The organism is Deferribacterota bacterium, from assembly GCA_034189185.1.
Classification (GTDB): Bacteria; Chrysiogenota; Deferribacteres; order Deferribacterales; family UBA228; genus UBA228.
Map to the genome: position 1 here is coordinate 1 of JAXHVM010000048.1, position 12808 is coordinate 12808.

Here is a 12808-nt window from a genome sequence, read left to right on the forward strand (position 1 = left end):
ACACTTTTTGATAGTAATAAAGAAATTGATTTTAGTGCAAATGAAAAACTTATTGATAGGTTAATTGATGCAAAAATAAATGGTATTCTACTCTTAGGTAGTACAGGTGAGTTTCCTTATATGGATACTAATGAAAAATCTTCATTTATAGAGAGGGGACTTAAATATATTAATAAACGTGTCCCTACAATTGTTGGGGTATCAAGTACTATCTTGGAAGAGACCTATAGATTAATTGAGGTAGCCGAAAAAAATATGGCTGATGCCTTAATAGTTATTGCCCCCTACTATTATACAATGGATGAAAGAGGGCTTTATAGTTATTTTTCTGATATTGCAAGAAAGACGGCTCTACCTATTATTATATATAATTTTCCTGAGAGAAATAATATAAATATATCACCTAATCTTATTTATGCTTTAGCATTAGAACATAAAAATATTATTGGCATTAAAGATACAGTTGACAATATAAGTCATACTAGAAAAATAATTCTACAATTCAAAAATTTTAATAGAGATTTTTATATTTTTTCTGGATTAGATGAATATCTTATTCCTAATATTATCTGGGGGGGCAGTGGTGGTATATGCGGCCTATCAAATATAGCCCCAAAATTATATGTTGAGATTGTTAATGCATTTAAAAATAAAGATATAGATAGATTAGTATATTTGCAAGGTCATTTATCTATATTACTTGAAATCTTTGATATTTCAAATCCTTTTACTATTGCCATCAAATATGCCTTAAATTATGTTGATTCTACTTTTAAGCATTTTGTCAAATATCCAAATATCACTTTGGATAATAAAAAAGTTGAACAAATAGAAAAAATCATTAGTAATATTAAAGAATTTGTTTAAAACTATAATAATCGGAAGTGTTATATGGTTAATCCAACAAAAAGCAGATTAACATTAAATAACAATGTAAAAATGCCACGCCTAGGCTTGGGCGTGTATAAAGCAAAGGAAGGTGGAGAAGTAGAAAGAGCAGTAGAATATGCTTTAAGTGTTGGTTATAGGTTAATTGATACTGCCTATATATATTTTAATGAATCAGGTGTTGGAACTGCTGTTAATAATAGCAAAATCCCTAGAGAGGAATTGTTTATAACAACAAAATTATGGAATGATAGACATGGTTATGAAGAAGCTCTAAAGGCTTTTGAAGAAAGTAGAAGAAATCTTAAATTAGATTATATAGACTTATATTTAATTCATTGGCCTTGTGGTGGAAAGCTATTGGAGACATGGAAGGCTTTGGAGAAGCTATACGATGAGGGAGTTGTTAAAGCAATAGGAGTAAGTAATTATTTAGAACATCACTTAGATGAAATATTAACCAAAGCCAATATACCCCCTGCTGTTAACCAGGTTGAGTTTCATCCTTATTTTTGGCAGGAGTCTCTATACTATTATTGCAATAATAATGATATCGTTATTGAGGCATGGGCTCCTTTAGCCCGTGGTAATGTATTAAATGATAGGATAATTGTTGAGATAGCCTCTAAACATAACAAAAAAACTTCTCAAGTTGTTTTGCGGTGGCAGTTACAGAAAAACATTGTCACAATACCAAAATCTGTAAATCCAGAAAGGATTAAAGAAAACGCTGAAATATTTGATTTTGAATTAGATGATGAAGATATGTTAAGGATTGATAATTTGAATGAAGGAGAAAAGGGCCGAATTGGTTCTTATCCTAAATAAATTAGATTAATAATTTTTATAGGTTTTTAAGTAGATGAAAATAGCTATTACTTTAGGGGATCCATCAGGCATAGGGGCTGAAATAGTTTTAAAGGCTATTGCTCAGTTAAAGTTTAATAGGGATATTGATATTATAATTTTTGGTTCCGCTGATATATTAACTTACTATATAAAAAAAACTAACCTCATAATGCCTTTGAATATCATGGGTTCTTTAAAAGAGAAAATTTTAAAGGATAAAATTAACTGTTTCCATATTGAAGGGATTGCTGAAATGGATATAACCCCTGGTGTATTATCCCCAGCTACAGGTAAGGCATCTTACAACTATTTAATTGCAGCTATTAAAGCGGCTCTTGCAAGAGATATAGATGCTATAGTTACATGCCCTATCAGTAAAGAAGCTCTAAATCTGGCAGGTTATAATTATAAAGGTCATACTGAGATATTAGCTGAATTAACAAATACGAAAGACTATGCAATGGCTCTTATTTCTGATGACTTAAGGATAGTGCATGTAACCTCACACATCCCTTTAAAAGAGGTACCTAGATTTATAACAAGAAAAAATATATATAAATATATAAATTTAGCTCTAGATTGTATAAAAAGTTTGGGTTTGAAAAATCCAAAAATTGCTGTAAGTGGTCTAAATCCACATGCTGGTGAATCAACAATACTTGGAATGGAAGAGAAAAATGAAATTATTCCTGCTATTAATGATGCAGTAAATAATGGCATCAATATTGTAGGTCCTTTCCCACCTGATACTATTTTTTATAGAGCATTAAAGGGTGAATTTGATATTGTTGTAGCAATGTATCATGATCAAGGTCATATACCAATGAAGCTTGTTCATTTTGAAGATTCAGTTAATTATACTGTGGGTTTACCAATAATTAGAACATCAGTAGATCATGGCACAGCTTTTGATATAGCAGGAAAGAATATAGCAAGTCCAAATAGCCTTTTAAAGGCTATTGAGTATGCAGCCTTAATATATAGAGTTAAAAATGAAATTTTATAAATTATTTGTTTTATAAAACAATAGGTGAAAATTATGAAAATATTAAAATATTTTGGAATAAGCTTATTAATACTTTTAATATGTATTGTCCTATTAATTGTTGGTTTTGTCTATTTCTTTGATCTATCAAAATATAGGGATAGTATTGAATCTAAGTTGAGTGAAACGTTACACAGGAAAGTAGAGATAGAAGGGGATCTATCATTATCTTTCTATCCACTTTTTTCTTTTAATATAGAGGATTTAAGTATTTATAATCCTAAAAGCTTTGAAAATGATATATTTGCATCACTAGGAAGGATAAATTTATCACTTAATATAGTAAGGCTTTTAAAAGACAGAGAGATTGTAGTAAAAAGCCTTTTAATAGAGAGTCCGGAAATAAAATTAGCTGTTTTAAAAGATGGTAGTAATAATTGGAGTGATTTAAGTAAAAACTTAACTGCAGGTGATAGCAAACAAAAAGAAGAGACCAAAAAATCTAAAGAAGAAGAAAGTATTGATATCACTAGTTTTTCGATTGATACGATTAAACTAAGTAATGGTACTATTATGTATAATGATTATAAAAATGATACGAGGTATGCTGCAAAAATAAAAGATTTAAATATTTATGATTTTGGTGTTAATAAAAAGATGCATTATACATCAAATATTAATACTGAATTTAATGAAAATAAATTAAATTTATTATTAGAAGGAGAGATTTTTAAAAAAGATAATCTAATAAATTTAACAAATAATAGATTGACCTTTAAAGATATACAAGTAGGTGGCAATGATTTTGATGACGTTAATATTTCATTTGACGGTAATATTAATATTAAAGAACCCCTTATTAAATTAGATAATATAGATATTAAGTATGAAGATGTTACTATAAAAGCTGATTTAAATGTAGAGAGTTCTGAAAAAACTTATACAGCAATCTCAAATATTGATATTAAAGGCAGCTTTAAAGAGAAGTCCTTTAATATAAAGGGAAAAATAAATTATAAAGGTAATTTGGCAAGTATTTCAGGACTAAATATTAATCTTTTGAATACAACTGCAACAGGTTCTGCAGAGCTTTTATTAGCTGATCAAGTTAGCCTAAATTATAAACTTAATATAAATAAATTAGATTTAAATAAGCTTAAGAAAGCTTTACAATTAGAAGACAAAAAGAAGGATGAGAAAGAGACAAAAAAACCTCTAGAGGTAAACAACTATAGAGAGAGTTTTGCTAAACTGCAAGGGATAAATTTAGATAAAATTAATATAAATGGCAGTCTTAATATAGATAAACTTTTATTTAATAATCTTGATATAAATAATATATTTAATAAAACTATCTTAGATAAAGGGAAATTTAGAGATGAGCTTTCGTTTTCATTAAATAATATAGAGCATAATCTAAGCATTGATTTATATAAAAAGGATAGCAAGTTATATAATCTAGACGTTAATATTGATGCGGAAAATTTAAATATAAGTCAATTTTTTAACAAAGATTTATACAATGTAAGATTCTTACAAAAGCCAAGTTTATTATTAAAATTTAGTGCTAATAAAGAAAGCATTAATATAAATAAATTATTATTTCAAGGAAGGGTCAATAATAAATATCCATTTTTAGCTAATCTGAATGGCTCGCTAAATATAAAAGACAAAAGTATTGATATAGCTGTCAGCAATTTAAAATTCAATAGATCTAATTTAAGTGGTTTTCTTAATACCAAAATAGATTCAGTTTTTAATGACTTGAGGGGTCATGTAGAAACATTAGTTGACGTTAATGATATAGCCTTTTTTATGGGTTCAGATACAGATGCGATAGAGAAAAGGGGCATAAGGGATATATCCTTTGAAGGTGATTATAAATTAAACCTTTTAAAGAAGTCTTTAGACTTAGATAAACTAGATATAAATTTTAAGAATTCAAAAATTAAAGGCAGTTTATTTACAGAGTTTAATAACAATAATTGTATGATCAAAAGCTCTATTAACTCTAATTTAATAAATCTAGATGATTTTATGGCTTTATATAGTATTTTTAAAAAAGAGGATGTCAAAGGTAATTTATCTAGTGAAAAAAAGGTCACTAATAATAAAGAAGTGGGCACTCTCCAATTATGTAAAAAGAATAAAATAACCTTAGAGGCTAATATTGATAAACTAATATTAAAAGATTTGGTGTTAAATAGTGTTTCCGTAGATGGAGATGGTGAAGAAAATAAATATAGTTTTAATTTAGAGTCACAGCTTTATAACGGTTTATTGGAAAGTAAGCTTAATATTGATACAGGAAATAGCATGCCCTATTTCACGCTTAAGGGTTCTGCAAGTAGTGTAAATATTGATCCACTATTGATAGATTTATTTGAAGATTCATTTCTTACAGGTAGTGCTAATATGGATATTACATTAAATACTAAAGGAATGGATACTGATAGCATGTTAAAATATGCAAAAGGCGATATAAGATTAAATGTTGTAAATGGTATGATCAAAGGTATTAATATTGGTTTAATTGTTAGGAATATCTTTAGTTTAATTGAAAGAGAAAGGCTAACATTAAATAAAGATGTTCAAGACTTTGCTGAAATGAATGCTCATTTAAATATAAATGATGGTAAAATTACTAATAATAACTTGTTAATACATTCACCTTTTTTTAATATAAAAGGGGATGGTTATTTAGATATTCTTAAAAAATATATAGATTATACAATATACCTTAGCTTGTTACGACCTGCTTTTGAAAAAACTGTTGATAATAGAACTTCCCAGCATGATAATATAAAAGAAGATGTAATATATGAAGCTATAACTGAAAAACCTATACCAATAAGATATAGAGGACCCTTGTTTAACCCTAAAGAAGAGATTGACTACAAAGCTTTTGTTAAGAAAAATTTAGGTGATATAATTAAGAAAAACCTAGCCCCTGTAAAAGAAAAGGTAGATAAGTTTTTAAGAGACCTTTTCTAAATTTTTAAGTTTTAAAAATATATAGTAATGTATGGTTAGTTGTAATTTTTTATTGAAATTTTACAAAAATATGATAAAAGGTTTAACTTACTATGAGTAAAATAGCTGAAAACGAAAGAATTGTTGTAACAGGGATGTCAGCTATAACCCCAATAGGTCTTACTTTGGAAGATAGTTGGCATAATTTGTGTAATGGTGTATCAGGTATTTCTAAGATAGATGTATTTGATACGGAAAATCTTAAAAATAAGATAGCTGGCCTTGTAAAAGGTTTTGATAGTAAAAAGCTCTTTGATAGGAAATTTATAAGAAGAACTGATAGAATGCATCAGTTTTTTATGACAGCAGCTGATGCATGCTTAAAAGATAGCTCCTTTGTAGTTGATTTTGGTAAGCGTTTTAACTATTCGGTGGTTGGAACAAGCTGTTTGGGTGGTTATAGATTATTTGAAAACAATTGTATAAATTATTATAAAAACTTTAACCCAAACAAGGTTTCACCTTTTCTTATATTAAACCTAGCATCTAATGTTATTGCTGGGGATGTTGCTAAAAAGTATTCATTAATGGGACCACAACACTTCTTACAGGAGGCTTGCGCTTCCGGTACAAAAGCACTTGGCTTGGCCTATCAATTGATAAAATATAACGAAATTGATGGAGCCCTTGTTGTTGGCTCAGAGGCGGGTATAACACCTACTATTATGGCTGCATTAGGCAATTTGACTGCTTTAGCTGACTCAAAATGGAATGATGAACCGGAGAAAGCAAGTAGGCCTTTTGACAAGGAGAGGTCAGGTTTTGTGATTTCTGAGGGAGCTGGGGCAATTTTTGTTGAAAGACTTAGTTCTGCTTTAAATAGGAATGCAAGGATATATGCGGAGGTTTCAGGGTTTGGCGCTACAACTGATTCATCACATTCTATAGCACCTAATCCAGATGGCATTGCCATTGTTGAATGTATAGAGAGAGCCTTAAGGGATGCTAAAGTTAGCGAAAAAGATGTCGATTATATTAATGCACATGGAACTTCAACAAAGATAAATGATTTGGTTGAAACACAGGCTATAAAGAAAATATTTAAGGATTATGCATATAAAATACCTATATCATCAAATAAGTCAATGATTGGACATTTATTAGGGGCTTCGGGGTTAGTTGAGGCAATTTTTACTATTAAAACAATTGTTGAAGGCATTATCCCTCCCACAATTAATTTAGAAAATCAAGATCCAGAGTGTGATTTAGATTATGTTCCATTAGTTGCCCGAAAAAAAGAGGTTAATGTGGCGCTTTCCAATTCTTTTGGTTTTGGTGGTGTCAATGGGTCAATAGTATTAAAGAAATATAACGAGATTTAAAATGCATAATAATCGATATACCTACGATATCAGTAAATTTAAAAATTTATTTGAGAGAAATTTTATCTATATTAAAGCTTTTGAGAGAAGTGTATTTAAATATCCAGAAAAAATTGCCCTTATTGATGCAAATAAAGACATCTATTACACATATAGAGAGCTAAACAATGAGGTTAATAAGCTTGCTAATGCTATGAAAAGATGGGGGGCAAGTTTTAATGATGTAATTGTTTATATGCTTATGAATTGCCCAGAGTTTGCTTTTATATATTTGGCCGCTCAAAAGATAAGTTGTGTAAATAGCCCTATTAATTTTAGGTTTTCGCCAGGTGAGCTAGCCTATGTGTTAAATGATAGTAAACCTATATTTTTGTTTATTGATTATACCTTAAAAGATACAGCATATAAAGCTTTAAGTGAGTCAGCTTACAAACCAAAATTGATAGTAGTTGTTGATTGCAAAAAGGATGAAAAACTTGAGAGACCCTTTATCTCCTATGAAGAATTTGTAGATGGGGCATCAATAGAGGAACCTAAAAATCAGAGGCAATTTGATGCATATAGTGAAGTAACGAGATTGTATACCTCTGGTACAACTGGTATGCCAAAAGGTGTCATCTTTAACAATATAAATGAGGTTTTATCAGCCCAGTCTGTTATTATGTGCTTGAAAAATAATTTTAATGATGTGCATTTAAATATTTCTCCGTGGTTTCATAGGGGTGGGCTTTACCTATCAGGACCGATACCACCCTTTTATATTGGAGCTACAATTGTGTCAATGAAGTATTTTCACCCTAGAAGTACCCTTGACTACATTGAAAAGTATAGGGTTACCCAGATTGTTGCTGTTCCTTCAATGTATGTTGCCTTATTAAATGAACAAAAGAAATTAAAGAAGGATGTTTCCTCCGTTAATGTTATATTAACTATGGGAGCTCCACTAGAAAGGGATTTATGCTTGGAACTAATAGATGTATTTACTAATAAAATATATAATGCTTGTGGAACAACAGAGACATTACTTAACGAATTATTAACACCTGAAGATTTACCAGCAAGGGCAGGACAAACTGGTAGAGCTGCAATGGATGATGATGTAAGGGTTGTAAAAGTTTGTAAGGATAAATTGGCAGATCCAGACGAATTAGTTGCAAAAGACAGTAAAGAAGTAGGCGAGATTGTTGTCAATACGCTAAAGGGTAGTCTTTGTTATTTTAATAATGAGGAAGAGGAAAGAAAGAGGGTTAAAGGGGATTGGTTCTACACAGGAGACTTGGCTGTTTGGGATAAAGATGGCTATATTACAATAAAATCAAGAAAAGATGATATGATAATAGTAGGCGGAAACAATATATATCCTGCCCATATTGAGGAGATTATAAATAGGCATCCTCTAGTTGAAGATGTGGCAATAGTTGGGGCACCCGACAAAAAGAGGGGTCAAATTATAGTCGCTTATGTAGTTAAAAAAGATGATTCTCTTGATGAGAAAGAATTACGCCTCTATGTAAATAGTAGTACGCTATTATCCCCACAAGAGAGGCCAAGATATTATATTTTTGTAAAAGAGTTACCAAGAACAGCTACAGGTAAAAAGCAGCATTACAAACTAAGGGCTGCCCTAAAAAACGATTTAAAAGATATTTCAGATTAAATTAATTTAATATTTACAAAAAAATATATTAATATAACTTATAAAATCTAACATGAATAAATCTAATACAGTAAAAATTGATAATTTGAGCTTAAGTCATAAAGATTTATTGTTTTATAGAATTAAAGATATAGATACCATTATATCTGAATATTCATTTGCTAATCTATATTTATTTAGAAAAAGACATAATTATAAAGTTATAACATTTGATGATAGTATCTATTTAAGTGGTATTACCGTTGATAATATTAATTTTGTTATGCCATTAATAGATCTATATGGCAGAGAGAATGGTGATAGAGAAATAACTAAATTAATTGATTTTGCAAAAAAAGAAGATAAGATTATTTTTCCTGTTGATGAAAGATGGCTTACTAGCTTTAATATGCCTTCCGATAAGATATATTATTGTGAAGCAGATACAGACTATATTTATACTGCTGAAAAGATGTGTACTTATAAGGGGAGAAAACTCCATAAAAAGAGAAATTTATTAAAACAGTTTAAAATAAAATATAACTACAAATCCTTTCCTTTAGTAAAACAGGAGGTCCAAAAAGCAAAAGACGTATTAGACGTGTGGATTAATCAGAACAATTTAAATAAGGCAGATAGTGATTATGAGGCATGTTATGAGGCTTTGGAAAAGATGGATGAATTAATATTGTGTGGTATTATATATTATGTAGATGATGATCCTGCAGGTTTTATTTTAGGCGAGGAGTTGCGTGATGATACATTTGTTGTTCATTTTGCAAAAGCTAAAAAAGAGTATAAAGGCATTTATCAATTTATTTATAACAATTTTGCCAAGATTTTACCAAAGAGATACAAATATCTAAATTTTGAGCAAGACCTTGGTAAAGATTCCCTTAGGATTGCAAAGAGATCATATATACCAGATTATTTACTTAAAAAGTATAGAATAACTCCATAAAACAATAATCTAAATATTTTTATTTAATTGTTAAATGTTTGTTAAATTACCATACTGCTTATAACTTTATTCTTTTTTAAACCTCTATTACTCAGTATTTTTGAGCGTTTTAGAAAATCTTTTGAAAATTATAATATGAAAAATTTACATTATTTCACTTGACATTAATTTAGTAGGCAATGTATTATTTGTCATATAATGGTATAAAATGGTATAATTTGCTATGAACAATCTATATACTAGTTTTAAAGGAAAAAGCATTCACAGTATTAATGAAAGTGGCAGGGTTTCTATACCTTCTAAATTTAGGGATATATTAAAGTCAAAGTATGGTGATGAAAGAATGGTTTTAGTAACCGTGGGAACCCATATTGTATCCTACCCAGTAGCAGAATGGATTAAATTAGAACAAATGTGGGATAATAACCCCCCAAGAGATCAAAAGGTTAAAAAGTTTTTAAGGTATTTATATTCTACTGCTGAAGAGGTAACTGTAGACAAACAGGGTAGAATATTAATCCCCCAAATCTTAAGAGAAAGTGTCAAATTAACAGATGAATGTGTAATTACAGGACAAAGAAACAAGATTGAGATTTGGCCTATAACTAAGTGGAAGGAAGAATTTGAAGGAATAAATGTAGATGAATTATATGAAAGCGTAAGCGATGAATTTCCAGAATTGAGTATATAATATGAAGATTATGCATAAACCAGTAATGACTGATGAATTAATTAATTTTTTAGAGGTAGATAAAAAGACCGGTGTATTTGTAGATTGCACAGGAGGGGGTGGTGGGCATTCTGAGAGTATAGTGAATAAACTTAACAGTGACAGCAGGCTTATCATTATTGATGTTGATGAAGAGGCAGTTAATATTTTGAAGGAGAAATTTAGGCATAACCAAAATGTTACTATAGTTAAAGGTAACTTTAGAGATGTTGATAAGATTCTAGCTGAGTTGGGTATTAGAAGTGTAATTGGTTTATTCGCTGATCTTGGGATGTCCACTTTTCAAGTAAAAGACCCTGATAGAGGCTTTTCATTTATGAATAGTGGGCCGTTAGATATGAGGATGTCAAAAGATATAGAATTAACTGCATATGATATTGTTAATGAATTCTCAAAAGATAGCTTAAAAAATATTATTTATAAATTTGGGGAAGAGAAATTTGCTGGGAGAATTGTAAATTTAATTGTAAAAAAAAGAGCTATTAATAAGATTGTAAGTACAATTCAGCTTGCAAATATAGTAAAAGAAGCAGTTCCTGCTGAATATCAGAGAAAAACTAAATTGCATCCGGCAACAAAGACATTTCAAGCTTTAAGAATATATATAAATAAAGAGCTAGAGGCATTAGAAGAATTATTGAAAAAATTGGAATATATAATTGAGCCAACTGGCAGAGCAGCTTTCATTAGTTTTCATTCATTGGAAGATAGGTTAATTAAAGAAAAGTTTAATTATTATGAAAAAGAATGTATATGTCCGCCTCGTATTGTAAAATGTGTATGTAACAAGAAAAAGACGTTTAATGTGTTAACAAAGAAACCTGTAATACCAAGTGATGAGGAAGTGAAAAATAATCCAATGTCTAGAAGTGCTAAGTTAAGGGTTGCAGAGAGGTTGAAGTGAAAACATTGGAAGCAACTTACAACTATAGAAACTTTTCATTAAAAATTAAAAATGTGTTTTGGTTAATTTTTCTATTTTTCATACTTATCAGTATTGTTTATGTGAGGGTAAACACAATTAAATTAGGCTATGAATTATATTACATGGAACAAAATATTAATAAAAAGAGATATTATTTGCAGGAATTATATGAAAAGAAAATAAATTATTTAGATAACAATAATCTATATAAAGGCGCAAAAGAGCTAAATTTGGAATTCCCTGGCTACAAGAGTGTTTATTATGTTGAATAATAGAGAGTTTAAAGTTTACATATTTGTTGTCCTTGTATTTATTATTTCATTTATAATTATTATAAGATTAATATATTTACAGATATTGAAGCATGATTATTATTATGCTTTATCTGAAAAACAATCTAATAAATTTGTAGAAATTACTAATAACAGGGGAATTATTTATGATAGAAATGGCCAGATCGTAGCAGATAACAAAGCTACTGCATCTCTATTTATTTATGGAGATAAAATTGAATCACCAGAAAAATTTATAGATATTCTATCAAAATCAAAAATAGAAATCAATAAAAGCAAGATTAATTCTATTATTAATAAAGAAGGCTTTAGATGGATAAAAAGAGGGGTTGATATATTAGATGCCTATAATTTGAAAGAACAATATCCAAGAGTAGATCTTGTAAAACATGATCTTAGATTTTATCCCAATAAATCATCATTAGCAGATATTATTGGTTTTACAGGTATAGATAATCAGGGTTTGTATGGTATTGAGTATAATCTTGATAGGATTCTCAAGTTACAAAAGACAAAACTATCATTTTTAAGAGATAGCCGTGGCAAAATTATAGATTTAAGCAGTATTAACAAAAGAGAGGCCAAAGAGGTTTATCTAACTATAGATTTAAAAATGCAAAGAATAGCTGAAATTATTCTAGGTGGTGATATGAAAGAGTTTAAAGCAACAGGTGCTTTAGCTGCAGCTATGGATGTAAATACTGGGGAGATACTCTTTTCTGCACACTTACCATCCTTTGATCCTAATAAATATTATAAGTATTCTAGGAATTTGTGGAAAAACAATTTAACACAATTTCTTTTTGAACCAGGCTCAATATTTAAGCCTGTGATATTTTCTTTCTTAGTCGATAATGGATTGATTAATGAACATGAAAGGATAGATTGCGAGAATGGTTCCTATAGGATTTCAGGGAATATTTTTAATGATGTAGAGTCCCACGGTAGTCTAAATATTTATGATGTTGTTGTAGAGTCAAGTAATATTGGAATGGTAAAGTTAGCTAAAAGGATTCAACCTATAAAACTATATAATTATTTGAAATTATGTGGTTTTGGAGAAAAGACAGGGATATATGGTCTTAATGAGGAAAGTGGGTTAGTTAGGGATCTTAATAGGTGGTCGAATCTTTCAAAATATTCTATTTCAATTGGTCAGGAAATTTTGGTTACACCTATTCAGATT

The 12808-nt window shown here is 29.3% G+C and carries 11 protein-coding genes; all 11 read left to right on the forward strand.

The features are described 5' to 3' along the window. Positions 1 to 867: dihydrodipicolinate synthase family protein (locus tag SVN78_04925; protein MDY6820946.1), on the forward strand; the 867-nt coding region annotated here is incomplete at its 5' end. 24 nt (positions 868 to 891) lie between these two features. Beyond that, complete coding sequence (locus SVN78_04930; protein ID MDY6820947.1) at positions 892 to 1716, forward strand: aldo/keto reductase; 825 nt, start codon at positions 892 to 894, stop codon at positions 1714 to 1716. Positions 1717 to 1750: 34 nt separating this feature from the next. Beyond that, complete coding sequence (gene pdxA, locus SVN78_04935) at positions 1751 to 2743, forward strand: 4-hydroxythreonine-4-phosphate dehydrogenase PdxA (GenBank protein MDY6820948.1); 993 nt, start codon at positions 1751 to 1753, stop codon at positions 2741 to 2743. Between the two features lie 33 nt (positions 2744 to 2776). Then, positions 2777 to 5716, forward strand: a complete 2940-nt coding sequence (locus tag SVN78_04940) for an AsmA family protein (protein MDY6820949.1) — start codon at positions 2777 to 2779, stop codon at positions 5714 to 5716. 92 nt (positions 5717 to 5808) lie between these two features. Then, the gene (locus SVN78_04945; GenBank protein ID MDY6820950.1) at positions 5809 to 7077 is read left to right on the forward strand and encodes a beta-ketoacyl-ACP synthase II; all 1269 of its coding nucleotides are present in this window, start codon (positions 5809 to 5811) and stop codon (positions 7075 to 7077) included. A gap of 1 nt (position 7078) precedes the next feature. Beyond that, the gene (locus SVN78_04950; GenBank protein ID MDY6820951.1) at positions 7079 to 8734 is read left to right on the forward strand and encodes an AMP-binding protein; all 1656 of its coding nucleotides are present in this window, start codon (positions 7079 to 7081) and stop codon (positions 8732 to 8734) included. Positions 8735 to 8786: 52 nt separating this feature from the next. After that, on the forward strand, positions 8787 to 9674 hold the full coding sequence (locus SVN78_04955; protein ID MDY6820952.1) for a phosphatidylglycerol lysyltransferase domain-containing protein: 888 nt from the start codon (positions 8787 to 8789) through the stop codon (positions 9672 to 9674). Between the two features lie 223 nt (positions 9675 to 9897). Further along, positions 9898 to 10365, forward strand: a complete 468-nt coding sequence (locus tag SVN78_04960; GenBank protein ID MDY6820953.1) for a division/cell wall cluster transcriptional repressor MraZ — start codon at positions 9898 to 9900, stop codon at positions 10363 to 10365. A gap of 1 nt (position 10366) precedes the next feature. Further along, positions 10367 to 11308: a 16S rRNA (cytosine(1402)-N(4))-methyltransferase RsmH gene (gene rsmH / locus SVN78_04965; protein ID MDY6820954.1), complete on the forward strand. Its 942-nt coding sequence runs from the start codon at positions 10367 to 10369 to the stop codon at positions 11306 to 11308. Then, entirely contained in the window at positions 11305 to 11601 is a 297-nt protein-coding gene (locus SVN78_04970) for a hypothetical protein (GenBank protein MDY6820955.1), read from the forward strand. The genes rsmH and SVN78_04970 overlap by 4 nt, the downstream gene beginning before the upstream one ends. After that, positions 11591 to 12808: penicillin-binding protein 2 (locus SVN78_04975; protein MDY6820956.1), on the forward strand; the 1218-nt coding region annotated here is incomplete at its 3' end. The genes SVN78_04970 and SVN78_04975, both read left to right, overlap by 11 nt.